General features: G+C 72.5%; 25 protein-coding genes. 16 read left to right on the top strand and 9 right to left on the bottom strand.

What is annotated here, in order from left to right; all coding sequences use genetic code 11:
- Positions 1-81: 81 nt before the first annotated feature.
- Positions 82-519, bottom strand: coding sequence for a hypothetical protein (locus AC3EUJ_RS19800; RefSeq protein WP_431963103.1), 438 nt, complete (start codon positions 517-519; stop codon positions 82-84).
- 215 nt (positions 520-734) lie between these two features.
- Positions 735-1,784 (bottom strand): LacI family DNA-binding transcriptional regulator, encoded by a 1,050-nt coding sequence (locus tag AC3EUJ_RS19795; RefSeq protein ID WP_431963101.1) that lies wholly within the window; start codon positions 1,782-1,784, stop codon positions 735-737.
- A gap of 140 nt (positions 1,785-1,924) precedes the next feature.
- Here AC3EUJ_RS19795 and AC3EUJ_RS19790 point away from each other — a divergent pair, with 140 nt between their 5' ends.
- The 7 genes from AC3EUJ_RS19790 (at position 1,925) to AC3EUJ_RS19760 (ending at position 11,392) form a co-directional block, all read left to right on the top strand.
- Positions 1,925-3,229, top strand: coding sequence for an ABC transporter substrate-binding protein (locus tag AC3EUJ_RS19790; protein WP_431963099.1), 1,305 nt, complete (start codon positions 1,925-1,927; stop codon positions 3,227-3,229).
- A gap of 14 nt (positions 3,230-3,243) precedes the next feature.
- Positions 3,244-4,173 (top strand): carbohydrate ABC transporter permease, encoded by a 930-nt coding sequence (locus tag AC3EUJ_RS19785; RefSeq protein ID WP_431963097.1) that lies wholly within the window; start codon positions 3,244-3,246, stop codon positions 4,171-4,173.
- A complete protein-coding gene (locus AC3EUJ_RS19780) occupies positions 4,173-4,991 on the top strand; it encodes a carbohydrate ABC transporter permease (protein WP_431963095.1) in 819 nt (272 codons plus the stop codon). Before AC3EUJ_RS19785 ends, AC3EUJ_RS19780 begins: the two co-directional genes overlap by 1 nt.
- Positions 4,988-7,336: a beta-xylosidase/alpha-l-arabinosidase gene (locus tag AC3EUJ_RS19775; protein ID WP_488180965.1), complete on the top strand. Its 2,349-nt coding sequence runs from the start codon at positions 4,988-4,990 to the stop codon at positions 7,334-7,336. The genes AC3EUJ_RS19780 and AC3EUJ_RS19775 overlap by 4 nt, the downstream gene beginning before the upstream one ends.
- Entirely contained in the window at positions 7,333-8,937 is a 1,605-nt protein-coding gene (locus AC3EUJ_RS19770; protein WP_431963093.1) for a glycoside hydrolase family 43 protein, read from the top strand. Before AC3EUJ_RS19775 ends, AC3EUJ_RS19770 begins: the two co-directional genes overlap by 4 nt.
- 14 nt (positions 8,938-8,951) lie before the next feature.
- Positions 8,952-9,917, top strand: a complete 966-nt coding sequence (locus AC3EUJ_RS19765; RefSeq protein ID WP_431963091.1) for an acetylxylan esterase — start codon at positions 8,952-8,954, stop codon at positions 9,915-9,917.
- 137 nt (positions 9,918-10,054) lie between these two features.
- Positions 10,055-11,392 (top strand): COG1361 family protein, encoded by a 1,338-nt coding sequence (locus tag AC3EUJ_RS19760; protein ID WP_431963089.1) that lies wholly within the window; start codon positions 10,055-10,057, stop codon positions 11,390-11,392.
- Between the two features lie 60 nt (positions 11,393-11,452).
- On the opposite strand, the gene AC3EUJ_RS19755 is transcribed toward AC3EUJ_RS19760, so the two are convergent.
- The 3 genes from AC3EUJ_RS19755 to paaI form a co-directional block, all read right to left on the bottom strand.
- Positions 11,453-12,250 carry an ArsR/SmtB family transcription factor gene (locus tag AC3EUJ_RS19755; RefSeq protein WP_431963087.1) on the bottom strand — a complete coding sequence of 266 codons (798 nt, stop codon included), beginning with the start codon at positions 12,248-12,250 and terminating at the stop codon, positions 11,453-11,455.
- A 124-nt stretch (positions 12,251-12,374) separates the two neighbouring features.
- Positions 12,375-13,721 (bottom strand): phenylacetate--CoA ligase PaaK, encoded by a 1,347-nt coding sequence (gene paaK / locus AC3EUJ_RS19750; RefSeq protein ID WP_431963085.1) that lies wholly within the window; start codon positions 13,719-13,721, stop codon positions 12,375-12,377.
- Positions 13,718-14,131 (bottom strand): hydroxyphenylacetyl-CoA thioesterase PaaI, encoded by a 414-nt coding sequence (gene paaI / locus AC3EUJ_RS19745; protein WP_431963083.1) that lies wholly within the window; start codon positions 14,129-14,131, stop codon positions 13,718-13,720. Before paaI ends, paaK begins: the two co-directional genes overlap by 4 nt.
- A gap of 110 nt (positions 14,132-14,241) precedes the next feature.
- On the opposite strand from paaI, the gene AC3EUJ_RS19740 reads away from it, so the two are divergent.
- The 7 genes from AC3EUJ_RS19740 to AC3EUJ_RS19710 all read left to right on the top strand — a co-directional run bounded on the left by AC3EUJ_RS19740 (position 14,242) and on the right by AC3EUJ_RS19710 (position 19,701).
- Entirely contained in the window at positions 14,242-15,447 is a 1,206-nt protein-coding gene (locus tag AC3EUJ_RS19740) for a thiolase family protein (protein WP_431963081.1), read from the top strand.
- A gap of 109 nt (positions 15,448-15,556) precedes the next feature.
- Positions 15,557-16,540, top strand: a complete 984-nt coding sequence (paaA, locus tag AC3EUJ_RS19735; protein WP_431963079.1) for a 1,2-phenylacetyl-CoA epoxidase subunit PaaA — start codon at positions 15,557-15,559, stop codon at positions 16,538-16,540.
- Entirely contained in the window at positions 16,537-16,845 is a 309-nt protein-coding gene (gene paaB / locus AC3EUJ_RS19730; protein ID WP_431963077.1) for a 1,2-phenylacetyl-CoA epoxidase subunit PaaB, read from the top strand. Before paaA ends, paaB begins: the two co-directional genes overlap by 4 nt.
- Positions 16,846-16,854: 9 nt before the next feature.
- Positions 16,855-17,712, top strand: coding sequence for a 1,2-phenylacetyl-CoA epoxidase subunit PaaC (paaC, locus tag AC3EUJ_RS19725; protein WP_431963075.1), 858 nt, complete (start codon positions 16,855-16,857; stop codon positions 17,710-17,712).
- The gene (gene paaD / locus AC3EUJ_RS19720; RefSeq protein WP_431963073.1) at positions 17,709-18,230 is read left to right on the top strand and encodes a 1,2-phenylacetyl-CoA epoxidase subunit PaaD; all 522 of its coding nucleotides are present in this window, start codon (positions 17,709-17,711) and stop codon (positions 18,228-18,230) included. Before paaC ends, paaD begins: the two co-directional genes overlap by 4 nt.
- Positions 18,230-19,339, top strand: a complete 1,110-nt coding sequence (gene paaE / locus AC3EUJ_RS19715; RefSeq protein ID WP_431963071.1) for a 1,2-phenylacetyl-CoA epoxidase subunit PaaE — start codon at positions 18,230-18,232, stop codon at positions 19,337-19,339. Before paaD ends, paaE begins: the two co-directional genes overlap by 1 nt.
- Positions 19,340-19,575: 236 nt before the next feature.
- The gene (locus AC3EUJ_RS19710) at positions 19,576-19,701 is read left to right on the top strand and encodes an ATP-binding protein (protein ID WP_431963069.1); all 126 of its coding nucleotides are present in this window, start codon (positions 19,576-19,578) and stop codon (positions 19,699-19,701) included.
- A 91-nt stretch (positions 19,702-19,792) separates the two neighbouring features.
- Here AC3EUJ_RS19710 and AC3EUJ_RS19705 read toward each other — a convergent pair whose 3' ends face one another.
- The 4 genes from AC3EUJ_RS19705 to AC3EUJ_RS19690 form a co-directional block, all read right to left on the bottom strand.
- Positions 19,793-19,927: a CsbD family protein gene (locus AC3EUJ_RS19705; protein WP_431963067.1), complete on the bottom strand. Its 135-nt coding sequence runs from the start codon at positions 19,925-19,927 to the stop codon at positions 19,793-19,795.
- Positions 19,884-20,762 (bottom strand): YhjD/YihY/BrkB family envelope integrity protein, encoded by an 879-nt coding sequence (locus AC3EUJ_RS19700; RefSeq protein WP_431963065.1) that lies wholly within the window; start codon positions 20,760-20,762, stop codon positions 19,884-19,886. Before AC3EUJ_RS19700 ends, AC3EUJ_RS19705 begins: the two co-directional genes overlap by 44 nt.
- A gap of 167 nt (positions 20,763-20,929) precedes the next feature.
- The gene (locus AC3EUJ_RS19695) at positions 20,930-22,036 is read right to left on the bottom strand and encodes an iron-containing redox enzyme family protein (RefSeq protein ID WP_431963063.1); all 1,107 of its coding nucleotides are present in this window, start codon (positions 22,034-22,036) and stop codon (positions 20,930-20,932) included.
- Between the two features lie 171 nt (positions 22,037-22,207).
- Positions 22,208-22,669 (bottom strand): SRPBCC family protein, encoded by a 462-nt coding sequence (locus AC3EUJ_RS19690; protein ID WP_431963061.1) that lies wholly within the window; start codon positions 22,667-22,669, stop codon positions 22,208-22,210.
- Positions 22,670-22,825: 156 nt separating this feature from the next.
- Here AC3EUJ_RS19690 and AC3EUJ_RS19685 point away from each other — a divergent pair, with 156 nt between their 5' ends.
- The gene (locus tag AC3EUJ_RS19685) at positions 22,826-23,482 is read left to right on the top strand and encodes a HemK2/MTQ2 family protein methyltransferase (protein WP_431963059.1); all 657 of its coding nucleotides are present in this window, start codon (positions 22,826-22,828) and stop codon (positions 23,480-23,482) included.
- A gap of 162 nt (positions 23,483-23,644) precedes the next feature.
- Entirely contained in the window at positions 23,645-26,050 is a 2,406-nt protein-coding gene (locus tag AC3EUJ_RS19680) for a GAF domain-containing SpoIIE family protein phosphatase (RefSeq protein ID WP_431963057.1), read from the top strand.
- The last annotated feature ends 480 nt before the right edge of the window (positions 26,051-26,530 follow it).

Genomic DNA, 26,530 nt, shown 5'->3' with positions numbered 1-26,530 from the left:
CCCCCCCCCCCCCCCCCCCCCCCCCCCCCCCCCCCCCCCCCCCCCCCCCCCCCCCACCGTGCGTACGAGGTGGGCCGCGGGTCAGGCCGCTCGCTGGAACGGCACCCGGATCGGCTGCGAACCGGGTCCGCCCACGTGGGAGAACGGCTGCGTGCGCCAGTCCAGCCCCGCGGGGAGCGTCAGCAGCGCGCCCCACTGCGCGTCCTCGCCCCGGGCGACGTCGTCGGCCTCCGTGGCCTCGGGGGCGGGACGCCCCGAGCCGGGGCAGACCGTCAGCCCGAACGGGTTCCACGGCGAGGCGCACAGCGCGTGCTGTGGCAGTACGTCCTCGTCGGCGAGGAGGGCGATCGGGCGGGCACAGTCGGGGCAGTGCACCCGGAGGATCTCATAGCCCTCGTCGTCGAAGGCGTCGTCGGCGTCGTCCGCCGTCAGCAGCTCGAACGGCTCGCGACGTTCGTGCTCCTCCTCGAGCACCGCCAGCGAGCGTTCGCCGCGGCTGTGTCGTGCGTGGGTGCGCATGGGTGCATCTCCCCCTCAGAAGAACGCCCACCAGCGGGGCCGACCGGGCTCTTGTCCTCGGCCATAGCGAGCATTTCCCGCCACGCGCCCGCGGTAATCACCGCCACTCCGAAGAGCGTTGACATCGGGTGTGGCCTTCGTCACACAGTCCTCCGCGCGGGTGGCCCGTGCTCCCGCGGACGATGCCGTGCGCCTGCCCCGCGCCCTGCCGGGAGTCAGTCCCCGCGCCCCTCCCCGGACTTCCGCGGCGCCGCCGTGCTCTTCCTGACGACCAGTCTGACGCCAAGCTCCATACGGGTGTTGCTCTTGTCGCCGATCTCGTCGGGCTGCGACAGCCGGAGCAGCATCCGGGCGGCCTCCTCGGCCATCTCGACCAGCGGCTGGTTGACGGTGGTGAGCGACGGGCTCGCCCACTGGGCGAGCGGGATGTCGTCGTAGCCCACCACCGACAGGTCGCGGGGCACCTGCAGGCCCTTGACCCTGGCCGCCTCCAGCACGCCGAGCGCCTGCAGGTCGCTGCCGGCGAAGATGGCGGTGGGCGGGTCGGGCTGCTCCAGCAGGGCGAGGGCGCCGTCGTGCCCGCCCTGGACGTGGAAGTCCCCGTAGCGGATCAGGTCGTTGTCGACGGTGAGCCCCGCCATGCCCATGGCCGAGCGGAAGCCGTCGAGGCGGGCCAGGGAGCACAGCATGTCGTCAGGTCCGGTGATGATCCCGATGCGGCGGTGGCCGAGGTCGATGAGATGCCGGGTGGCCGCGACCCCGCCGGCCCAGTTCGCCGAGCCCACGGACGGGACGTCGGGTTCGGGGTCGCCCGCCGGGTCGATGATCACGAAATTGATGGCCCGCGAGCGCAGCTTGCGCTTGATGTCGTCGGGCAGCGAGGAGAAGACCAGGACGACGCCGAGCGGGCGGCGCCGCAGCACGCCCTCGATCCACTCGGGGCCGGGGGCGTGCCGCGTGCCGCTCTCGGTGAGCACCACGCTCATGTTGCGGCTCTTGGCGACGTTCTCCACGCCCCGGATGAGCTCCATAGCCCAGACGCTCTCGAGCTCGTGGAAGACGATCTCGATCAGCCGTGACTCGGGCTGGGTGGGGGAGGGACGCTGGTAACCGTTCGCCTCCAGCAGCCGTTCGACCTTGCTCCGGGTCGGCGCGGCCACATCGGGACGTCCGTTGAGCACCTTCGAAACTGTCGAAAGTGACACGCCCGCTTTCGAAGCCACGTCAGCCAGGGTGATCCGGCCCTCGGTCTCATCATCACGCATGCGGCACAGGATAGGGCAACGCTGTTCGGTAACGGTTTGGTCGCGTCAATTCCACGCTGTTGACCCTGGCGAAGGGGGAGCCTACGGTCCCTCGTCAGGCGAATTTCGGCAAAGTAGCCGAAACTTTCGAGAGGTCGATCATGAAGAAGCGTGCGTGGTTCCCCCGTGCCGTCGCCGGCGGCGCGACACTGGCACTGGGCCTGACCCTGACCGCCTGCGGCGGTGACGGCACCTCCGCGGGAGGCGATTCCGGGACGATTCACGTCCTCGTGTACGGCGACTCCGCGAACAAGGTGGAGAAGGCGATCGTCGCCGAGTTCAACAAGACCTCGAAGGTCAAGGCGGTCCTCGACACGGTCCCGGGTGCGGACTACCAGCAGAAGCTGCAGACCGTCATCAACACCAAGCAGGCCCCCGACGTCTTCTTCAACTGGGGTGGCGGCAGCATCCAGCCGTTCGTGAAGGCCGGTCTGCTGCTCCCGCTCGACGACTTCATCAAGAAGGACCCGGGCCTGAAGGACAACTTCCTGTCCTCGGTCTTCAACACCGCGGTCGTCGACGGGAAGTCCTACGGCGTGCCGATGCGCGGCACCCAGCCGGTGCTGCTGTTCAACAACAAGAAGGTCCTCGCGGACGCGGGCGTCCAGCCCCCGCAGACCTGGGACGAGCTCATCGACGGGGTCAAGAAGCTCAAGGCCAAGGGCGTCACCCCGATCGCGCTCGGCGGCGGCGACCAGTGGCCGACCCTGATGTGGTTCGAGTACCTCTACGACCGCGTCGCCGGCCCGGAGCTGTTCACCAAGGCCCTCGGCGGCGACAAGAGCGCCTGGGAGAGCGAGGACAGCAAGAAGGCGCTGAGCATGCTCAAGGAGCTCATCGACGCCGGTGCCTTCGGCACCAACTTCGACTCGGTGAAGTTCACCGACGGCGGTTCGCCGCAGCTCCTCGCGAGCGGCAAGGCGGGCTTCGAGCTCATGGGCTCCTGGGAGTACTCCACGCAGCAGGACGCCAGCCCGGACTTCGTCAAGAACGACCTCGGCTACACCAACTTCCCGACCGTCGCCGGCGGCAAGGGTGACGCCGCGAACGTCGTCGGCAACACCAACAACTTCTACTCGGTGCTGAAGAAGACCAAGTACTCGGACGCGGTCGCGGACTTCCTGAAGCTCATGTACTCCGACGACTTCGTGAAGCAGCAGCTCGCCATCGGCAACCTGCCCACCACCACGAACACCACCAAGTTCCTCGACACGGCCGCCAACCCGGATTACCTGAAGTACCAGTTCGACCTCGTCGACAAGGCCCCCTCGTTCCAGCTGTCGTGGGACCAGGCCTACCCGCCGTCGGGCATCACGCCGATCCACCAGGCCGTGCAGCAGTTCTTCAACGGCCAGATCGACGCGGACGGATTCATCAAGGCCATGCAGGCCCTGCCCACCTCCTGAGAGCGACGTCCCGCATGGTCTCCCTCACTGCCACCGTGACGGGCAAGCGGCAGACGCAGCGCCCGGCCGGCCGTTCCATCGGCCGGCCGGGCGTTGCCTGGGCGCTCCCCGCCACGATCTTCTTCGCCCTGTTCGCCGTCGTGCCCCTGGTGCTGGTGGCGGTCCTCTCCTTCACCTCCTGGAGCGGACTGGGCTCGCCCGAGTACACGGGCTTCGACAACTGGGTCCGGGTCTTCCAGGACCCGGTGATGATCAAGAGCCTCTGGCTGAGCGTGCTGCTCACCGTGCTGGGCGTCGTCGTCCAGACCCCGCTGAGCATCCTGCTCGGCGTCTGGGCGGCCGGTCCCCAGCGCAACCGCGCCGTGCTGTCGGCGATCTTCTTCGTGCCGCTGCTGCTCTCCGCGACCGCCGTGTCGGTGCTGTGGCGGGCGTTGCTCGACCCCAACTTCGGCGTGCCCTCGCAGGCGCGCTGGCTGTTCGGCGACGGCAACCTCTTCGGCACGCAGACCGCCGCGATCGGCGTACTGGTCTTCGTCAGCACCTGGCAGTTCACCCCGTTCCACGCCCTGATCTACCAGGGCGCGACCCGGGCGATCCCGCAGGTGCTCTACCAGGCGGCGCAGATCGACGGCGCCGGCACCGTACGGCAGTTCTTCCACATCACGCTGCCGCAGCTGCGCAACTCGATCATCACCTCGATGATCCTGATGATCGTCGGCGGTCTCACCACCTTCGACACGGTGCTGATCCTCACCCAGGGCGGCCCCGGCACCGACACCACCATCAGCGCCTACTACATGTACGACAAGGCCTTCAAGGGCTTCGACTTCGGCGCGGGCGCCGCGGTCGCGCTGATGCTCGTCGTCGTCGCCACGGTGATCTCGCTGATCGTCGTCCGCGTCTCCGGCTACGACAAGATGGCCGGCACCAAGGAGGGTGTCTGATGAGACGACGCCCCAACTATTTGGCGGGCCTGGGCGCCCTGCTGTGGCTCGCGCTGGTGGGCATGCCGCTGTACGTCATGCTGGGCGCCACCGTGCAGACGCGCGCCGAGTACAGCGCGGGCGGCCCGCTGTCCTTCCCCCGTTCCTTCACGCTGGACAACTACATCCAGGACTTCAGCAACGGCTTCGGGCAGTACTTCCTCAACACGGTCGTCGTCACGGTCAGCGTGGTGGCCATCGTGCTGCTGCTCGTGCCGCCGCTGGCGTTCACCATCGTCCGCAACCGGGGCCGCGGCACCTCCGGGGTGTTCCGGCTCTTCCTGCTCGGCCTGGCCATCCCCGCGCAGGCCGTGATCGTCCCGATGTTCTACGTCATCAGCAAGGTCGGCCTGTACGACAACCTCATCGGCGTCATCCTGCCGACGGCGGCGTTCTGCCTGCCGGTCTGCACGCTGATCCTGACCGGCACGATGCGTGACATCACCTCCGAGCTGTTCGAGGCGATGGCCATGGACGGCGCGTCCGTCCGGCGGACCTTCTTCCAGCTCGTCCTGCCGCTGTCCGGCAGCGGACTGTCGACGATCGTCGTCTTCTCCGCCCTGCAGGCCTGGAACGGCTTCCTGTTCCCCCTGGTGCTCACCCAGTCCGAGGAGACCAAGGTGATCACGCTGGGCCTCTACAACTTCCGGACCCAGTACGGCATCAACATCCCCGGCCTGCTGGCCGCCGTGGTGCTGTCCACGATTCCCGTCCTGCTCGTCTACCTGTTCGCCCGCCGTGCCCTGGTACAGGGGCTCATGGGCGTCGGAGGAAAGTGAACGACAACGTGACCGCCGACTCCCGCGTCGAGGCGCTCATCCGCGAGATGACCCTGGACGAGAAGATCGCCCAGCTCTACGGCGTCTGGGTCGGCGCCTCCGGCGAAGGCGCCGAAGTCGCCCCCCACCAGCACGACATGGACGAGCCGCCCAGCCTGGACGAGCTCCTGCCGGACGGCCTCGGGCAACTCACCCGGCCCTTCGGAACCGTCCCCGTCGACCCCGCCCTGGGCGCGCTGTCCCTGATGCGCACCCAGGAACGGATCGCCGCCGCCAACCGGTTCGGCATCCCGGCCATGGCCCACGAGGAGTGCCTCGCGGGTTTCGCGGCCTGGGGTGCGACCACCTACCCCGTCCCGCTGTCCTGGGGCGCCTCCTTCGACCCCGAGCTGGTCCGGGTGATGGCCGCGGCCATCGGCCGCGACATGCGCTCGGTCGGCGTCCACCAGGGCCTCGCCCCCGTCCTCGACGTCGTCCGCGACGCGCGCTGGGGCCGGGTCGAGGAGACCATCGGCGAGGACCCCTACCTCGTCGGGACCATCGCCACCGCCTACATCCAGGGCCTGGAGTCCGCGGGCATCGTGGCCACCCTCAAGCACTTCGCGGGCTACTCGGCCTCCCGAGCCGGGCGCAACCTGGCGCCGGTCAGCATGGGGCCGCGCGAGCGCGCCGACGTCGTCCTGCCGCCGTTCGAGATGGCGGTCCGGGAGAGCGGCGTCCGGTCGGTGATGCACGCGTACACCGACACCGACGGCGTGCCCTCGGCCGCCGACGAGGAACTGCTGACCGGGCTGCTCCGCGACACCTGGGGCTTCGACGGGACCGTGGTCGCCGACTACTTCGGGATCGCCTTCCTCAAGACCCTGCACGGTGTCGCCGCCGACTGGGCGGACGCCGCGGGCACCGCCCTGCACGCCGGTGTGGACGTGGAACTGCCCACCGTCAAGACCTTCGGGCAGCCGCTGCGGGACGCCGTCGCCGCGGGCCTGGTCGACGAGAAGCTCGTGGACCGCGCACTGCGCCGTGTCCTGACCCAGAAGGCGCAGCTCGGCCTGCTCGACCCCGGGTGGAGCCCGGTGCCGTCCGCGCTCGCCGGCGCCGACCTGACCGACCCGCAGGGCCTGCGCGGCACCGTCGAACTGAACTCCGCGGCCCACCGGGACCTGTCCCGGCGCCTTGCCGAGCAGTCCGCCGTCCTACTGAGCAACGACGGCACCCTGCCCCTGGGGCGGCCCACCCGCATCGCGCTCGTCGGTCCCCAGGCGGAGACCCCGACCGCCGTGCTGGGCTGCTACTCCTTCCCCGTGCACGTCGGGGCGCAGCATCCGGACACCCCGCTCGGCATCGACCTGCCCACACTGCGCCAGGCCCTGGTGGCGGAGTTCCCCGGCTCCGAGATCGTGACCGTGGCCGGCTGCGGCATCGACGACGACGACGTCTCCGGCATCGCGGCGGCCGCAAGGGCGGCCCGCGACGCCGATGTGGTCGTCGCCGCGCTCGGCGACCGTGCCGGGCTCTTCGGCCGCGGCACCAGCGGTGAGGGCTGCGACGCGGAGTCGCTGACGCTGCCCGGCGTCCAGCAGCGACTGCTCGACGCGCTCCTCGACACGGGGACGCCCGTCGTGCTCACCCTGCTGGCCGGCCGCCCCTACGCCCTCGGGCGGGCCGTGGACGAGGCCGCGGCCGTCGTCCAGACCTTCTTCCCGGGGCAGGAGGGCACCCCGGCGCTCGCCGGAGTGCTGAGCGGACGGATCAACCCCTCCGGGCGGCTGCCGGTGAGCGTGCCCCGGCACCCGGGTGTCCAGCCCTCCACGTACCTCGCCGCGCCGCTCGCGCGGGCCAGCGAGGTCTCCAACATCGACCCCGCCGCCGCCTTCGGCTTCGGCCACGGGCTGACGTACACGGCCTTCGAGTGGTCCGCGCCTCAGGTGCACGGCGCCGCCGACGGCCGACCCGTCACGGGCACCGACGGAGAGGTGGAGCTGTCCTTCACGGTCCGCAACACCGGAAGCCGCGCGGGCAGCGAGGTCGTCCAGGTCTACCTGCACGACCCGATCGCCTCCGTCGTCCAGCCGGTGCAGCGCCTCGTCGGCTACCTGCGGGTGCCGCTGGAGCCGGGGGAGGCGCGGCGCATCGACGTCACGGTCCCCGCCGACGTCGCCGCCTTCACCGGCCGGGACGGCCGCCGTGTCGTGGAACCGGGGGAGCTGGAGGTGCGGCTGGCCGCGTCCAGCACCGACGTCCGGTTCGCCGTACGGGCCGAACTGACCGGCCCGGCACGGCAGGTGGACCACACCCGGCGGCTGCACGCGCTGGTCACCGGCGCGCCGGAGGAGTCCAGGTGAGCCTGCCCGAAGGGACGGGGTCGGCGGCGGGGACCGTCGCCAACCCCGTCCTGCCGGGCTGCCATCCCGACCCGAGCGTCTGCCGGGTCGGGGCGGACCACTACCTGGTCACCTCGACCTTCGAGTACTTCCCGGGCATCCCGGTGTTCCACAGCCGTGACCTGGTCCACTGGCGGCCGATCGGGCATGTCCTGGACCGGCCCTCGCAGGTGGACCTGAGCACCGTGGCGTCCTCGGAGGGGATCTTCGCCGCGACCATCCGGCACCACCAGGGCCGGTTCTACGTCGTGACCACCCTGGTCGGCGGCAGCGGGCGGGGCGGCACCTTCGTCGTGACCGCCACCGACCCCGCCGGGCCGTGGAGCGAACCGGTGTGGCTGGACGACGCGCCCGGCATCGACCCCTCCCTCTTCTTCGACGACGACGGCCGCGCCTGGTGCACCGGCACACGGCTCGCGGAGCCGGGGGAGTGGGAGGGGCAGACCGACGTATGGCTGCGGGAGTTCGACACCGCGACGCTGACCCTCACCGGCCCCGAGCACCTGCTGTGGCGCGGCGCGCTGCACGGCGCCGCGTGGGCCGAGGGGCCCCACCTGTACAAGGTGGACGGCCGTTACTACCTGCTGGCGGCCGAGGGCGGCACCGAGCACCGGCACGCCGTCAGTGTCGCCCGCGCCGAGAACGTCACCGGCCCGTACACCGGCAACCCGGCCAACCCGGTGTTCACCCACCGCCACCTGGGCCGCGACTTCCCCGTCGTGGGCGTCGGCCACGCCGACCTGGTGCGGACGGCGGAGGGGGAGTGGTGGGCGGTGCTGCTCGGCAGCCGCCCGTACGGCGGCTACCACCCCAACCTCGGGCGGGAGACCTTCCTCGTCCCGGTGCGCTGGGAGGACGGCTGGCCGCTCTTCGCACCCGGCGTCGGCACCACGCTCGGCCCCTTCCGGCCGCCCACGGCCGCCGGGCCTTCGGACGGGCCCCAGCCGGATCCGGTGCGAGACGACTTCGACGGCCCCCGGCTGGACCCCCGGTGGAACCAGGTGCGTACCGCGGAACCCTTCTGGTCGCTCACCGCACGCCCCGGTTCGCTCCGGCTGCCGCTCGGGCCCGCGTCGCTCGCCGATGTCGGCACCCCCTGCTTCCTCGGCCGGCGCCAGCAGCACCGCGACGTCAGCGTGTCCGCGCTGCTCGACGTGGCGCCCCGGACGCCGCGGGAGTGGGCGGGGCTAGCCGTCCGCCAGTCCGAGACCGACCACGTGGTGTTCGCGGTGGCCGGTGACGGCCGCGGCGGCCGCCGCGTGCTCGCCGCGGTCCGTACCGGGGGCGAGCAACGCATCGTCGCGCAGGCGTCGTTGGCCCCCGGCCCGGTGGTGCTGCGCATCCACGCCGAGGGTCAGCGCTACGGGCTGCGTCACGCCCCCGCCGGCGCGGGCCCGGACGCGGAGACCGAACTGACCGCCGTGGACGGCGCATTCCTCAGTTCGCCGCGCGCGGGCGGCTTTCTCGGCGTTTGGCTGGGCCCGTACGCCACGGCCCACGGCGCCCCCTCCACCACCGTCGCCGACATCGACTGGTTCGACTACCGGCCGCTCGCCCCCTGACCACGGAGCCGACGTTGTTCACCGATCTCCCCGAGGACGAACTCCGGGACCACCGCAGCACCCAGACCGCGCCCGCCGACTTCGACGACTTCTGGCGCACGACGCTCGACGACGCGCGCGCCGCCGGGACCGCGTCCGTCACCGTCACTCCCGCGTCCGGCCCGCGGCTGCGCACCGTGGCCGTCTACGACGTCACCCTCCCCGGTTTCGGCGGCGAGCCCGTACGGGCCTGGCTCCGCCTGCCGCGCGGCGCAGAGGGACCGCTGCCCGCGGTCGTCCAGTACGTCGGCTACGGCGGCGGCCGGGGCCATGCCCTGGACAACCTGCTGTGGGCGTCCGCCGGCTTCGCCCACTTGCACATGGACACCCGGGGCCAGGGCTCGGGCTGGAGCCGCGGCGACACACCCGACTCCGGCACCACGGGCCCACAGGCCCCCGGGATGATGACCCGCGGCATCGACGACCCCCGCACCTACTACTACCGCCGCCTGTTCACGGACGCCGTCCGCGCCGTGGACGCGGTCCGCACGCTGCCCTCGGTGGATCCCGGCCGGATCGCGGTCATCGGCGCGAGCCAGGGCGGCGGCACCGCGCTCGCCGTGGCCGCCCTCGCTCCCGAGGTCCGCGCCCTGGTGGCGCACGTCCCGTTCCTGTGCGACTTCCCCCGGGCCACGGTGATCACGGACGCGGACCCGTACCGCGAGATCGGCCGCTATCTCGCCGTCCACCGCGGCAACGCCGAGCGGGCCATGCGCACCCTGTCCTACTTCGACGGCGTCAACTTCGCGGCCCGCGCCCGGGTACCGGCCCGCTTCTCCGCGGCCCTGATGGACGAGATCACGCCGCCCTCGACGGTCTTCGCCGCGTACAACGCGTACGCGGGGCCCAAGGAGATGGCCGTCTGGCCTTGGAACGGGCACGAGGGCGGCGCGACCGACGACGACGAGGGGGCGCTCGTGTTCCTCCGCGCGCGCTTGTGAGGGCAACGTGAAGTGCCGCCACATCGCCTGGAGTTGGGGCGGGCGGCCGTACAACCTTCGCTCTTCCTTGATCGTCGTACGGGTGCACCGGAGACCCCGGTGCACCACTGATGTGGCCACACCCTTGAGGAAGAGTCATGCGATCTGACTCCGTCGGGCGCTCGCTGCGCCTCGGAGCCTCTGCCGTCGCGGCGGCCGGCCTGTTCGTGGCCGGTCTCGCCGTACCCGCGCACGCCGCCGAGACCGACCAGCTGTGGATCAACGCCCCGTCCGAACTGTCGTTGCCCTCGGGCACGGGCGGCGGTGAACCGCAGTCGCGCACGCTTGACATCGGCATCTACCACGACAACGGCAACTTCACGGTCACCGACGGCGAGGTCACCGTGGACGTCTCCGGGGTCGCGGGCGTCGCGGAGGTGACCTGGCCGGAGAACTGCACGCCCAGCGGCACGACCGCCGTCTGCCACGTGCCCGAGGTGCCCGTGATCGGCGGCGACTACAGCAGGCAGATCCACCTCACGGTCCGCGCGGCGGACGGGGCGGCGGGCGGGGCACACGGCCGGATCACCTACGCGGCGACCGCTGTCGGAGGCCCCGACGGCACCCTCACCACCACGCCGGACGACTCCGACACCATGCTCACCGTCGCCTCCGGCCCGGACCTGTCGCTCGCGGAGATCGCCCCGGTCGAGCACGCCGCCCCTGGCTCCACCGTGCGACTCCCGTTCGGGCTGACCAACAACGGCAACGAAAGCGCGCAGGGCTTCACGCTGAAGTTCATGGCCTCCCACGGCATCCAGAAGCTGACCAAGTACAAGCGCTGCACCTACACGACGTCCAACGACGGCGAGTACGCGCCGATGACCTTCGCGGCGTGCACCTTCGACCGGGTGCTGGCGCCGGGGGACTCCTTCGAGCTGCCCAAGCCGCTCAAGGCGGTGCTCGCCCCGTACGCGATGAACGAGCGTCTCGACATCAGCGTCCAGCCCGGCGGGGGCGCCGAGGACCTCGAGAGCGGTGACAACTACAGGGTGGTCGGCGTCAGCGCCGACAACACCGCGGACTTCGCGGTGACCGGCGACGCGGTCACCGGTGCGGCGGGCGAGACGGTGACGGCCCGGCTCACGTTCCGCAACAACGGCCCGGCCTGGCTCGGCAACCTCGGCTCCGGCGACCCCGTCGCCAAGGTCCGGCTGATCGTCCCCGCGGGCACCAAGGTCACCGGCGTCCCGTCCGGCTGCGCCCCGCACACCCTCTCCGGCGGCTACTACCCGCAGGAGACGGGGGCGCCGCGTTACGACTGCTCCCTGCCGTACTGGGTGCTGGAGAACACCGAGCGCTCGTACGACTTCTCGCTGCGGATCGACACCGTGGTGCCCGGCACGACCGGTGCCGTGAGCATCCACCCGGAGTCCGGCGAGTTCCCGTGCGACCCGGACACCACCAACAACACGGCGGCCCTGGCAATCAACTGACCCGGCCCGCCCCGGCACGTGGTGCGGGCGCCTCCCGCACCACGTGCCCCGCGGGGCAGGTCAGCCGCCCTTCGGCTCGGGCAGCGGCTCGCCGGTCTCCAGGAGCGTCTTCAGACCCGACACCAGGGCGGGCCAGCCCTGGGAGACCATGCCCAGCACCGTGCTGCCCGGTTCGTGGGCCTCGTGGACGACGGTCAGCCTGACCGTCTCCCCGAGCGGTTCGATCTCGAACGTCACCTGGGAGCGTTGGTCCCCGGCCAGGCGGGCGCGCACCTCCTCGCTCACGCCCGTGTTCGCGGCCCACTCCGGTGTGAAGGTGTGCCAGGTGTAGGAGAGCCGGCGCGGTGGATCGGACTCCAGCACGACCTGGGCGGGATCGGCGGTGCGGGCGCCGCCCTCCTCCCAGAGCATGGCCGAGCCGGCCGCCCAGTCGGTCTCGAAGGCGACGCCCCAGTAGCGGCGGGTGAACGCCGGGTCGGTCAGCGCCTGCCAGAGGCGCTCGGGTGTGGTGCGGATGTAGGTCGTGTAGACGAATGCGGACTCGCTCATGGGTGCCTGCTCCAATGCCCTCTGCAGGTCGGCGAGCGCGTGCGCACGCTCGCGGTCGTACCGGTCGATCCATCGTTCCGCGACGGCGTTGATCGGAGCGGCGTTGAGGTAGTGCAGCTTCTCCCGGCCCCGCCGTACCGTGGTGACCAGCCCGGCCTCCTCCAGCACGGCCAGGTGCTTGCTGACCGACTGCCGGGCCATGTCCAGGCCCGCGCACAGCTCGCGCAGGGTCTGCCCGTTGCGCCCGTTGAGGCTGTCCAGCAGCCGCCGGCGGCTGGCGTCGGCCAGCGCCTTGAAGACCTCGTCCATCTCGCTTTCCCCGCCGTCCCGAAAATGCAGCCATCCGGCTGCCTATTCACCATAGGCAACCGGGCGGCTGCATGTCAACGCGGTTCGGCGGGGCCGGGCGTCGGGGCCGGGGTGTTCGGCGGCGCTATTCGGCCCGCAGGTCCCGTACGCGGCGGATCTTCCCGACGGAGCGCTCGACGGTGTCGGGGTCGACGACCGTCACCTCGACGCTGACTCCCACGCCGTCCTTGACGCCCGTCGCGATGGAGTGAGCCGCCTCTTCGCGTTGCGCGGCCCCGGCATCGGGGCGCGCCTCGACGATGACCTCCATGTGGTCCATGCGACCGCGCTTGGTGAGCCGGATCTGGAAGTGCGGCGCCACGCCGGGCGTGCGCAGCACGATCTCCTCGATCTGGCTGGGGAAGACGTTCACCCCACGCAGGATGATCATGTCGTCGGAGCGGCCGGTGATCTTCTGGATGCGGCGGAAGGCCGGGCGTGCGGTGCCGGGCAGCAGCCGGGTCAGGTCACGGGTGCGGTAACGGATGATCGGCAGCGCCTCCTTGGTGAGGGAGGTGAGGACCAGCTCGCCCTCCTCGCCCTCCGGCACCGGCTCGCCCGTGATCGGGTCCACGATCTCGGGGTAGAAGTGGTCCTCCCACACGTGCAGGCCGTCCTTGGTCTCCACGCACTCCTGGGCGACGCCCGGGCCGATCACCTCGGACAGGCCGTAGATGTCGACGGCGTGGATGTTCATGCGCTCCTCGATCTCCCGGCGCATCTCCTCCGTCCACGGCTCCGCGCCGAAGATGCCGACCCGCAGCGAGGTGCCGCGCGGGTCGACACCCTGTCGCTCGAACTCGTCCAGCAGGGTGAGCATGTACGAGGGGGTGACCATGATGATCTCGGGCTTGAAGTCCTGGATGATCTGCACCTGACGGGCGGTCATGCCGCCCGAGGCGGGGATCACCGTGCAACCGGCGCGCTCGGCGCCGTAGTGCGCGCCCAGGCCTCCGGTGAACAGGCCGTAGCCGTAGGAGATGTGCACCTTGTGGCCGGGACGTCCGCCGGCGGCGCGTATGGAGCGGGCCACCACGTCGGACCACATGGACAGGTCGTTGTCGGTGTAGCCCACGACGGTGGGCAGGCCGGTCGTGCCACTGGAGGCATGCACGCGGCGCACCTGGTCCATGGGGACGGCGAACATGCCGAAGGGGTAGTCGTCGCGCAGGTCGGCCTTGGTGGTGAAGGGGAAGCGTGCCAGGTCCTCCAGGCCCGCGCAGTCCTGGGGCCGCAGCCCGGCCTCGTTGAACTTCTTGCGGTAGGCCTCGACGTTGTCGTAGGCGTGGCGCAGCGTCGACCGCAGCCGGCCGAGCTGCAGCTCCCGCAGCTCCGCGGGCGTCAGCCGCTCGGCGGCGTCCAGCAAGCCGTGGGGGAGCGGCTCTCCCAGGCGCGCCCCCGCGGTCGCCCGGTCCGTCGGCTCGCTGCTCATCCGTTCTCCTTCGTACGTCCGATGCTGCGGCTGCGCCCGCGGAACTCCGCGACCACCTGGTCGCCCCGCAGGATGCTCACGTCGTAGACGCCGCTGCGGCCGAAGCGGGTGCGCTCCTGCGCGACGGCGACCAGTTCGTCGCCCTCGTGGACGGGGGCGACGAAGGTGATGTCGGCGCCGGCGGCCACCGTCACCGGGCCGTGGGTGTTGCAGGCGCAGGCGAAGGCGGTGTCGGCGAACAGGAAGAGGTAGCCCCCGTGGCCGATCCCGTGCCCGTTGACCATCGCGGGCGTGACGGTCATGCGCAGTACGGCCGTCCCGTCGCCGGTCTCCAGCAGCTCGATGCCCAGGCTCTGCGACGCCTTGTCGGCGGCGAACATGCTCTCCGCGGGGCCCCGCGTCGCGTCCATGGCATCCCTCACGATCGTCACCAGCCTTGTGAACCGACCGAACATTCGGTTAGCGTGCGGCACGCCCAAGGTAATCCAGCATCCGAACTGCCTGTCAAGAGGTGGAACGCATGTCCCAGCACCTCCCCGCACGACCCGCAGACGAGGTCTTCCTGATCGACGGCGCGCGCACCCCGCAGGGCCGCTACGGCGGCGCTCTGGCCGCCGTTCGCCCCGACGACCTGGCGGCCCTGGTGGTCGGCGAGGCCGTGAGCCGCGCCGGGATCCCGGTCGAGGCCGTGGACGAGGTGATCCTCGGCGCCGCCAACCAGGCGGGCGAGGACAACCGCGACATCGCCCGGATGGCCGTGCTGCTGGCCGGCCTGCCGCACACGGTGCCCGGCTACACCGTCAACCGCCTGTGCGCCTCCGGGCTCACCGCCGTCGCCTCGGCGGCGCAGGCGATCCGCTCCGGCGAGGCCGAGATGGTCGTGGCCGGCGGTGTGGAGTCCATGACCCGTGCCCCCTGGGTCATGGCCAAGCCCGGTACCCCCTGGGCCAAGCCCGGCGAGGTGCACGACACCTCCCTGGGCTGGCGCTTCACCAACCCCCGCTTCACCGCCGGGGACACCCTGTCCATGGGGGAGACCGCGGAGGAGGTCGCCGCCCTGGACGGGATCACCCGCGCCGACTCCGACGCCTTCGCGCTGCGCAGCCACCAGCGGGCCGTCGCGGCCCAGGAGGCCGGCCGCTTCGACCGCGAGATCGTGCCGGTCGCCGTCAAGGGCGGCGAGGTCACCCGTGACGAGGGCCCGCGCCCCTCCACCACCCTGGAGAAGCTCGGGGCCCTGCGCGCCATCTTCCGCCAGGACGGCATCGTGACCGCCGGTTCCTCCTCGCCGCTGTCCGACGGCGCCGCGGCCCTCGTGGTGGCCGGCCGTGAGGCGGTCGAGCGGTACGGCCTGACGCCGCGCGCCAGGATCGTCACCGCCGCCACCGCCGGCGTCGAGCCCCACCTGATGGGCCTCGGCCCCGTCCCGGCGACGGAGAAGGCCCTGGCCCGCTCCGGATGGCAGACCGGGGATCTGGACGCCGTCGAGCTCAACGAGGCCTTCGCCGCCCAGGCCCTCGCGGTCGTCCGCCGCCTCAAGCTGGACGAGGAGAGGGTCAACGCCGACGGCGGCGCGATCGCGCTCGGCCATCCGCTGGGCTGCTCGGGCGCCCGCATCCTGCTCACCCTCCTCGGCCGCCTGGAGCGCGAGGGCGGCCGCCGTGGCCTCGCCACCCTCTGCGTCGGTGTGGGCCAGGGTGTGGCGATGCTGGTGGAGCGGGTGTGAACGGGACCAGCCGCGGGCGCGTGCGAGTGTCGTCCACAGGGCTTGCCGGGGACGGGATAGTTCGTCAGACTGTAACCGAACGAATGGTCGGTAGGGGAAGCTGGTATCGATGAGCACACCGGACGCCGCCGTGCCGGCGGAGGGCGCGCAGACGCCGCTCCAGGAGCACTTCGACGACACGATCGCGCGGGACCAGCGCATCGAGCCGCGGGACTGGATGCCCGACGGCTACCGCAAGACGCTGGTCCGGCAGATCGCGCAGCACGCGCACTCGGAGATCATCGGCATGCAGCCCGAGGGCGAGTGGATCACCCGCGCCCCGTCGCTGCGCCGCAAGGCCATCCTGTTCGCCAAGGTCCAGGACGAGGCCGGCCACGGGCTGTACCTCTACTCGGCCGCCGAGACGCTGGGCGTCGACCGCGCCGACCTCACGCAGCGCCTGATCGAGGGCCGTCAGAAGTACTCCTCGATCTTCAACTACCCGACCCTCAGCTTCGCCGACGTCGGCGTCATCGGCTGGTTCGTCGACGGTGCGGCGATCTGCAACCAGGTGCCGCTGTGCCGCTCCTCCTATGGGCCGTACGCCCGCGCCATGGTGCGCATCTGCAAGGAGGAGTCCTTCCACCAGCGCCAGGGCTACGAGCTGCTGATGACGATGATGCGCGGCACCGAGGCCCAGCGGGAGATGGTGCAGGACGCCGTGAACCGCTGGTGGTGGCCCTCGCTGATGATGTTCGGCCCGCCCGACGGCGACTCGCCCAACTCGGCCGCGTCCATGGCCTGGAAGATCAAGCGCCACAGCAACGACGAGCTGCGCCGGCGGTTCGTCGACATGACCGTCCCGCAGGCCGAAAAGCTCGGCGTGACCCTGCCCGACCCGGAGCTGCGCTGGAACGAGGAGCACGGCCGGCACGACTTCGGCACCCCCGACTGGTCGGAACTGCAGCGCGTCATCAGCGGCGACGGACCGTGCAACACCGAGCGGATGGAACGCCGCCGCTCCGCACACGAGGAAGGCGCCTGGGTGCGCGAGGCCGCGACCGCCCACGCCGCCAAGCAGGCGGCCCGGGCAGAGGAAGGAGCCGTGGCATGAGCACCACCGGCGACAGCACGACCCGGGCCGACTGGCCCCTGTACGAGGTGTTCGTCCGCGGCAAGCGCGGGCTGAACCACGTCCACGTCGGCTCCTTGCACGCCGCCGACGACCGCATGGCCCTCACCCACGCCCGCGACCTGTACACCCGGCGCAACGAGGGCGTGAGCATCTGGGTGGTGCGCTCGGAGCACATCACCGCGTCCACGCGGGACGAGAAGGACCCCTTCTTCACGCCCAGCGCCGACAAGGTCTACCGGCACCCCACCTTCTACGACATCCCCGAAGACGTCCCCCACATCTAGGAGCAGGGCATGAGTGACGAGCACGTCTACCTGTCCCTGGCCGAGGGGCACGAGGACGGCGACTCCCGCTGGGCCTTCGGCACCGGCTTCGAGGACCCGCTGCACGGCGTCGACACCGCCCTGCCCGCGGGCGTGGACGCCGCGGAGCTGGCCGCCCATTGCCTGGCGCTCGGCGACGACGCCCTGGTCGGCGCCCAGCGTCTGGCCGAGTGGTGCACCCGCGCGCCGGAGCTGGAGGAGGAGGTGGCCCTCGCCAACATCGGTCTCGACCTGCTGGGCCAGGCCCGCCTGCTCTACTCCCGCGCCGGCCAGGTGGACGGCACCGGCCGTGACGAGGACGCCTACGCCTACTTCCGGGACGCCGCCGACTTCCGCAACGTCCGCCTCGCCGAACTGCCCTGCGGGGACTTCGCGTTCTCCATGGCCCGGCTGCTCGTCACCGCCAGCTGGCGGCTCGCCGTCTTCCAGCGGCTCGCCCGCACCGCGCAGGACCCGGTGCTCGCCGCCATCGCCGCCAAGGGCGTCAACGAGCTGACCTACCACCGGCAGTACGCCGCCGAGTGGACGGTCCGGCTCGGCGACGGCACCGAGGAGTCGCACCGCCGCATGCGGGCCGGACTGGAGCAGGTCGCCCCCTACCTGGAGGAGCTGTTCACGGCCGGCGCCACGAGCGGCGTCGACCCGGACGAGGTGCGGGGCGAGGTGACCGCCGCGCTGCGCCAGGTCACCGAGGCGGCGGGGCTGCCCCCGGTCGAGGCCGAGCCCCTGCCCGGCCACGGCCGCGACGGCGACCACACCGACCACCTCGCCCCCCTGCTGGCCGAGTTGCAGGGCATCGCCCGCGCACACCCCGGAGCGGTCTGGTGAACGCCGTCACCGCCCTCACCGACGCCCACCGGGCGGCCCGCGTCGCCGCAGAGGTGCCCGACCCCGAGCTGCCCATGCTGACCCTGGCCGACCTCGGCGTCCTGCGCGACGTCGAGGTCGCGCCGGACGGCACGGTCGTCGCCGCCCTCACCCCCACCTACTCGGGCTGCCCCGCCATGGCCGAGATGCGCGCCGACGTGGCCGCCCGGCTGCGCGCCGCCGGCTTCCCCCGGGTCGAGATCCGCACCGTCCTGGACCCGCCGTGGACAACCGACTGGATCACCCCCGAGGGCCGCCGCAAGCTCGCCGAGCACGGTATCGCACCCCCCGGCCCCGCGCCCCGGCGCGGCACCGGGCCGGTGCCGCTGGTGCTCACCGCCACCCGGCGCGCCGTCGCCTGCCCCCGCTGCGGATCGGCGGACACCGAGGAGACGTCGCGCTTCGCCGCCACCTCCTGCAAGGCCCTGTGGCGCTGCCGTGCCTGCCTGGAGCCGTTCGAGTACGTCAAGGAGATCTGATGGCCCCGACCACCCCCGCCCCGCAGGCGCCGGCTCCGCGGGTCCGCCGCCGCCCGGCCTTCCACGCCCTGCGGGTCGCCGCGGTCGAGCCGCTCTGCGAGGACGCCGCCGCCGTCAGCTTCGACATACCGCGGGAGCTGGCCGAGGAGTTCGCCTTCGCGCCCGGGCAGTCCCTCACGCTGCGCCGCGAGGTCGACGGCCGCGACGAGCGACGCTCGTACTCCATCTGCTCTCCCGCCGGCGCCGTCCCCCGCATCGGGGTGCGCGTGGTGCCCGGCGGTCTGTTCTCGTCCTGGCTGGTCAACGAGGTGCGCCCGGGTGACACCGTCGAGGTCATGGGGCCCACCGGCGCCTTCACCCCCGACCTCACCGCGCCCGGGTACCATGTGCTCATCGCCGCGGGCTCCGGCATCACCCCGATGCTCTCCATCGCCGAGTCGGTGCTCGCCGCCGGCCTCGGCTCCCGGGTCACGCTCTTCTACGGTAACCGCCGCACCGACACGGTGATGTTCGCCGACGAACTCGCCGAGCTGAAGGACCTGTACCCCGCCCGGTTCCAGCTCGCGCACGTGCTCTCACGGGAGCCGCGCGAGGCCGACGTGCTCTCCGGCCGACTCGACGCCGGACGGCTCGCCGCCCTCGTCGAGGGCCTCGTCGACGTCCCGAACGCCGATCACTGGTGGCTGTGCGGCCCGCACGGCATGGTCGTCGACGCCCAGCGGGTCCTCGCCGGGCTCGGTGTGCCCGGCGACCGGGTGCACCAGGAACTGTTCTACGCGGACGACGAGCCCGTGACCCCGGTGCACCACGAGGACGCCGTGGCCGAGGGCCCGGTCAGCCAGGTCACCATCGTCCTCGACGGCCGTACCACCACGGCCGCGCTGCCACGTGACCGCAGCGTCCTCGACGGTGCCCAGCGCACCCGCCCCGATCTGCCCTTCGCCTGCAAGGGCGGCGTCTGCGGCACCTGCCGGGCGCTCGTCACCGACGGCAAGGCCGAGATGCGCCGCAACTTCGCCCTGGAGGCGTCCGAGGTCGACGCGGGCTACGTGCTGACCTGCCAGAGCTACCCGGAGTCCGACAACCTGACCGTCGACTTCGACAGCTGACGCCTCGTCGGCGCCCCCGCCCCCGGGAACCGGTTGGTAGGGCCCACCCCGGGGGTGGGAGGTGGCGACGTGCTGAACGGGTCGGCGAGATCCCCGACGCCGGGCCGTTCGTGCACCCCGCACTGTTCTACCAGAACAGTGCGGGGTGCACGGCCGCCATGGTGCCGTTCCTGCTGGACGGTTGCCGCCGGTGAACCGGTCGCGGTCGCAGTGCCCCCGCCCCGGCTCTTCCGGTTGTGTGCCGCCCTGGGCCCGACCGGCCCTACGGCAGGGGCCTGCTGATGGTCAACCGCATCGCCGACCCGGTGCGCCTGCGCGCCACCGCCGAAGGCACCACCATCCGTTTCTGCCCGCGCTTCTGACCGCCGCCGAGCGCCGCATGCCGGTGGGACCGGCGGGCGCTGCGCGCTCCGCCGGTCCCACGGCCGCAAACGGTGTGCGGACGGGCCCGCGTCAGTGGTCGAGAGTGTCCTTGCCCTTCTCGACGACCTGCTTGGCGTCACCCTTGGCCTGGTCGGCCTTGCCCTTCAGCCGCAAGCTCTCATCACCGGTCAGCTTGCCCGTGGCCTCTTCGACTTTGCCCTTCATCTTCTGGCCGGTGTTCTTGGCCTTCTTCTCGGCACCCATGGGGTTCTCCTTCCAGGGGGCGATCGGCGTTCCCCTCCGCCTGCCCGGAAGATCCCTGATGAAACCATTTGCCGGGATTTTGCGCATGGCGGCCCAGCAGGGCACCGCCGAACACCACGAAGCCCACCCCGATCAGCCAGCACTGCACGATCAGCACCGTGCCGACCGCCCCGTACGAGACGGCGTTGGTCACGATCAGCGGAGAGAACACGAACGACGAGAAGACCCGCAGCCCGATGAGGCCGGCCATCGTCGCGATCGCCCCGGGCGCCAGCGCCGCCCACGGCACCTGCCCGGCCAGCAGGAAGTGCTGCCCCCACCAGAAGAAGACGAAGCCCAGGACGACGGCCGTACCGCCGCGGAGCACCGTGTCCGGCCACCCGCCGCCCAGCACGGCCCCGCTCTGCGCCTCCGCGAACAGGTACGCCGTCAGCGCCGCCAGCCACACCGCCCGCCGCCACACGTGGTGCCACGGAGTGGGCGGCACCTGCCAGATCCGTGTGTAGCCGACCTCGACGCACGCCGCGAAGGAGAGCCCGAACAGCGCCAGCGCCAGCAGGCTCAGCCCGCTCGTGCTGCTGATCACCTTGCGCGGCGCCGCGAACAGCTCCTTGACGGCCGCCGCGGGTTCCGCCGACAGCCCCATGCCGTCCACGACCCACTGCGCGAAGCCGTAGCCGTGGAAGGGCACCGCCGCGGCGACCACGATCAGCAGCGGGACCAGCGTCACCAGACCGAGCGCGGCGAACCCCATGGAGCGCTGCAGCAGCTCCAGTTCGCCGCCCTGGTGCCACATGCGGCCCGCCCGTGAGTCCCGCCACGACCGGTACGGATGACGGATCCACCGGGCCGCCCCACCTGCCATCGCGGGGGCCTCAGCGCGCGGTGGCGCCGGCCGCCGCGCGGCGTGCCGTACCCACCCTGGTCCCCAGGGGTGCTGAGCGCATCGCTAGACCTCCTTGCTCAGGCCTCCTGAGGTGCACTTTCCCCATACGATCCGGACGAACCGATCGGCGGGGGAAGCCCGGGCGCGGCGCGCAGCGAGCTGCGCCCGGCGTGCCACGCGCCCAGCAGGTGCTCCTCCAGGCGCCGCTCCAGCAGCGCGGTGGCGCGGATGCCCAGGAGGACGTCGGAGGTGAGGCCCGGTTCACGCGCCAGCAGGTCACCGATGACGTCGTGGCGCATCACCTGCTCGTGGACCGCGTCGGCCTCGATGTGCTCGTCGTAGAAGTGCCGGCATGCGGCACCGCCGCCGAGCCGGTCGATGGCCTCCACCGTCCGGCGGGCCGACGGCGCGGTGGTGATCTCGGCCGCGGCGAAGTGCCCCACGAGTGCCCCGCGCAGCGCCCGGTGCAGGCCCAGCCAGGACATCAGGTTCACGGTGGCGAGCGTGACGGCCGGTACGGCGTCCACGTAGCGCCCGTAGGAGGCGTCCAGCCCGGCGTCCCGGAGCAGGTCGGCGTACAGCCGCGCGTGGACGCGCTCTCCGCGCCCGCTCCCGAACTCGTCGTACTCGACCGCCACGAGGGCGGCCTTCGCCTGACCGGTGAGCCTCGGGATGACCCACGCTTGGGGATCGGCTTCCTTCAGCTGGTAGACCGACCGGTGCACGAAGTACTCCCGCAGTTGCTCCCAGGTGGCCTCGTCGCGCAGGAAATGCGACACGCCGCGGGCGTCGCGGGGCTCGCGCAGCAACTCCTCCAGCTCCCGGTCGAGGGCCGTCCGGGCCGCGGCGCCGTTCGGCACGGCCGGCAGACCGGCGCGGATCGCCGCCCCGAAAGCGCCCTCCAGGGCTCCCCGCAGACCGAGCAGTCCCGGATCCCACTCCCAGTCCGGGTGCACCCCGGCGAACCCCCGGTAGTGGAGCTCGTAGCAGACGTAAAGGGCGAGTTGCAGGTCCTCGCCGTACGGATCGGCGGCCTCGACCGCCCCGGCGGACGGCGACAGGGCGGTTCCCGGCGCGCCCTGGGTGAGGGCGTCGAGCACGGCCCGGGACAGCGGGCCCCGTGCCGCGGGTGGCGCGGGCTCAGTGGTCAGGGGATCGGTCGAGAGGTCGGAGACCGCGTCCATGGGGTCCTCCGTCGGTCGGTGCGGGGACATCCTCGGCGTACGGGCGTCCGTCGTTGCCCCTGCCCGGTGACGCCCCTGGCATGCGCCCGCCGGTGCCCGGTCGTCCACGTCGCCCCTGCACCCCGCCCACCCCGCCGGCGCCGCGCCGGCGGGGTGGGCGGGGTGCAGGGGTCATCCGCCGGGCGCGACACGACCGCGCCAGGCGCCCGTCTCGCTGCCCCGCTCCTCGATGAAGTGCTTGAACCGCCGCAGGTCGCCCCGCGCCCGCCGGTCCACGACGCCGAGCGCCTCGGCCGCCTTCTCCGCGAGGCCGGAGGTCTGCAGCTCCATGGCGAGGTTGACCCGGGTGTGCGAGGCGTCCAGCTCCTGGAACGTCACGACGCCGCGCTGCCGGATGTCCCCGGTGACGGTGCGCCACGCGACCCGCTCGTCCGGCAGCTGGTCGATGATCTCCGTGTCGAATTCCCGGCGGGAGCCTGCGACATTCGTCACCCAGTGGTTGTGCCGGTCGTCGACCTGGGTCACCTGTTCCACGCCCTCCATGAAGTTCGGGAATTCCTCGAATTGCGTCCACTGGTTGTAAGCGGTGTGCAGCGGGACATCGACGTCGACGGATTCACTGATCGTGCCCATGGAAATTCTCCTCTCGAGGAATCGTCGCTGGGTCGGCTTCCCGGTCCGGATGTGCCTAATCGTCCCGATCCGGGGGCTGACCGCGAACAGGCGAGGCGTGGCGCGGGACCTGAGCTGCCCGATGTCTGGTGCGGCGCCCCCGGGTGGCCGAGGGGAATGTGGCTCTTGTGCCCGCCGGGTGTGTACCGGCCCCAGGACGACACCTCCCTGCTCGGCGAGGCCCTCCCCAGCGAGACGCTCGCCGACGGCGCGGACGTGCTGGACCTCGGCACCGGATCCGGCGCCCTCGCTCTCGCCGCCGCATCCCGGGGCGCGGTCCGCGTGACCGCGGTGGACGCCTCCGCCCGGGCCGTGTGTGCCGCCCGGCTCAACGCGCGCCTGAACGGCCGGCGCGTACGGGTGCTGCGCGGCGACCTCACGGCACCGGTCGCGGGGCGCCGTTTCGACCTGATCCTCGCCAATCCCCCGTACGTGCCGTCCCCGCGGGCCAACCACGCCCGACGTGGCCTGTCCCTGGCCCGCAACGCGGGGCCCGACGGGCGGGCGCTGCTCGACCGGATCTGCGCCGAGACCCCGCCCCTGCCGCGCCCCGGCGGTGTCCTGCTGCTCGTCCAGTCCGGGCTCTGCGGCGTGGAGAGCACGCTGCGGCAGCTCGGCGGTGCCGGGCTCCGGCCCGTCGCCACCGGGCACCGGCGGATCCCCTTCGGGCCGCTGCTGCGGCGCCGCGCGGCATGGCTGGCGGCACGGGGGCTGATCGAACCCGGCGAGGAGCAGGAAGAGCTGGTGGTGATCCGTGCCGAACGCCTGCCATGACCCGGCGCCCACCCGTGTGACCTGACCGCCGATGCTCCGATCCTCACCGGGGGCCCCGTCGGGATCGTCCTCGACGACGGCCGCAGCGTCCGCGCGGACGACCGCCTGCCGGCGACCCGGCCTGGAAGTTCCCCGACGGGGTGATTGTGCGATGCTCGCAGAGTGAGCCACGACGGTGTCGCTTCCGCGCCCGGCGGCCGGCCGCACGAGCGGTCCGCGGCCGACCAACTGGCTCGCACGGTCGCCCGGCTGCGCGCGGAACTCGACGAGGAGCGGCTTGCCGCACCCGCCCGGGCCGCGGCAGAACGGGCCAGGGGCGTGCTCATGGGTCGCCTCGGGCTCGGTCCCGGCGCCGCCCAGGAGGAGCTGGAGCGGCGTGCGAGCGGGGCCGGCCGCACCATGCTGGAAGAGGCATGGGCGCTGCTCGGCGACATCCACACGTCCCGCGTCCCGCGCACTCCGCCGCAGCAGCCGGAGCCGGCCTGCGGGGCCGGTCTCCCGTCGCCCGCGCCCGACGGCGATCCCGGCTCCCCTTTCGTCTCCTCGCGGTACACCTCCCGGCACCACCGCCTCCCGCCGCGCCCGCAGGGGATCAGTGGCGTCCTCACCGCCGCCGGGACTTCGGAGGAACTCACCCGGCTGCTCGTCGAGCAACTCAGGGGGACCGCGAACGTCGACGCCGTCCTGCTCTACACCAGCGCGCCAGCCGGCGGACTCGACCTGGCCGCCCACGCAGGCATCGACGCGGGTACCGCCTGCGCCTGGGGACACGTGCCGCCGCTGCCCGAACTGGCACCGGTGGAGGCCGTCCGCCTGGGCCGGCCGGTGTGGCTCTGCGGCCTCGGCAAGGACGGCGCCGGCCGCGCCCTCGTCGGCGACCGCCCCGGCACGTGGGCCTCCCGGGCGTGGGTGCCGCTGCGCCGCGGCGAGGACGTCGTGGGCGTGGCCGGATTCCTCCGCGAACGCCCCGACGATTTCGGCAGCGCCGACCGCGCCCTGCTGACGGCCGCCGCGCGGGCCTGCGCCACCTGCCTGTCGCCCGCCCCCGCCGCCACGTGGCCGGCCACCGTCCAGGCCGTCCTCGACACGCTGTACGAGGCGGCCGTCCTGCTCGTGCCCGTGCGCGGTGTGGAGGGCGAGGTGACCGACTTCCGCATTGAGGCGGCCGCCCCGGCCTCGGTGGACGTGTCCGGCCGCACGGGCCGGGAACTGGTCGGGCGGCGGGTCCTGGAGTGCTACCCGACCGTGGCCGGCACCCCGCTGTGGCACGGGTACCTCGGCACCCTGGCGACCGGTGAACCGTACGAGAGCGAGCCCTTCGAGTACCACGAGGTGGCGGCCGGCGTCCCGCGGAGCTCGACCTACTCCGTGGCCGTCGCGCGGCTCGGCGACGCGCTGGTCGTCTCCTGGCTGCGCCACGACACGGCCGACCGCGAGGTCGAGCGGCTGCGCCGGCTCCAGCACCTGGGCAACCTCGGCTGGGCCGACTGGGATCTGGTCACCGACACCCTGAGCTGGTCACCGCAGGTGTACACGGTCTTCGACCGGAACCCGGCACTCGGGCCGATGCCACTCGACGAGCTGCCGCAGCACCTCTTCCCCGAGGACGTCCCCGTCGTCGGCGCCTCGGTGCACGCGCTGCTCGAACTGGGCGAACCGGTCGACGTGCCCTTCCGCATCCGCACCGGCCACGGCACCCGCCACCTGCGGATGGTCGCCGAGGCGGTCACCGACGCCGAGGGCACCCCCGTGCTGGTGCACGGGTTCTTCCAGGACCTGACCGCCCTGCGCCACCGCGAGATCGCGCTCGACGAGGCCCATCGGGCGTTCAGCTCCCAGCAGAGGACCCTGAACGCCGAACACACTTTGGCGCGACGGCTGCAGCGTGCTCTGCTGCCCGTTCCCGAGGAACCCGTCCAACTGGGCGGCGTATGCTGCGACGTCTCGTACCTGCCGGCCGAGAGCGCGATCCAGATCGGCGGCGACTGGTTCACCGCCGTGGCCCTCCCCGACGATTCCGTGCTGCTCGCGGTCGGCGATGTCGCAGGCCACGGCATCGAGGCCGTCGCGACGATGGCCGGGCTCCGCTACGGCGCCGAGGCCATGGCCCTGAGCGGCACACCCCCGCACCGCCTGCTGGAACGCCTCAACCAGGTGCTCATGAACACCGGCTCCGCCACCGCCACCATGGTCCTCGCCCAGTACCGCCCCTCCGAGGGCGTCCTCACCTGGGCGCAGGCCGGGCACCTGCCCCCGCTCCACTTGCGCGGCGGGCACGCCGAGTACCTGGAACGCCCCGAGGGCCGCATCCTCGGCGCCGGCCGCGACAGCGCCTACGGCCTGTGCGAGACCCATCTGCCCCCAGGGGACCGGCTCTTCCTCTTCACCGACGGTCTCATCGAACGACGCGACCAGGACCTCGACGCCGGCCTCGCCAACCTCGCCCGCGTCGCCGAGCGCGTCGCCACGGAGGACTGCACCACGATCGCCGCCGTCCTCACCCACGCCCTCGGCCCCGCCAACCCGCGCGACGACACGTGCCTGCTCTGCGTCCGCATCTGCGCCTGACCAGTTCCGTTCGGAGGCGGCCGTGCCCGCCCCCTCGGTCCCGTGCGTCCGCCTGTGGGGATGGCCCGCAGGGCGAGGTCGTGGGCGGTTCGGGTGGGGCTCCGGCCGGTCGGCTGCCGTTCGCACGCGCGCCGCGAGCCCGGTGAACCCGCGCGACGGCACGTGCCTGCTGTGCGCCGACTTCCCGCTTGGTGCCCGCCCGGGTCCGTCGACGCAGCCCACGCCGGTGCGCCACTTGTGCCGGTTCCGGCGAGTGGCTGCCGTGGCCGTGCACTCCTTCGGTCCGGTGAGCCCGCTGGGGTGGCGGACGGGTCGTGGGGCGCGGGCGCGGGATGGGGTCGGTCGGCTGCTTCCTTCCCGCGCGCCCCGAGCGAGGCGAACCCGCGCGACGGCCGCACAGCCGTGCCGGCCGAGCCACCGCCGGACCCGCCTGCCCCGGCCACACTCGGTCACCGGAGGCCGCTGCCAGAGATGCCCGCC

The organism is Actinacidiphila sp. bgisy160 (genome assembly GCF_057707815.1).
Note: the sequence above shows the minus strand (reverse complement) of the source record. Positions and strands in the feature narration are given on the sequence as shown.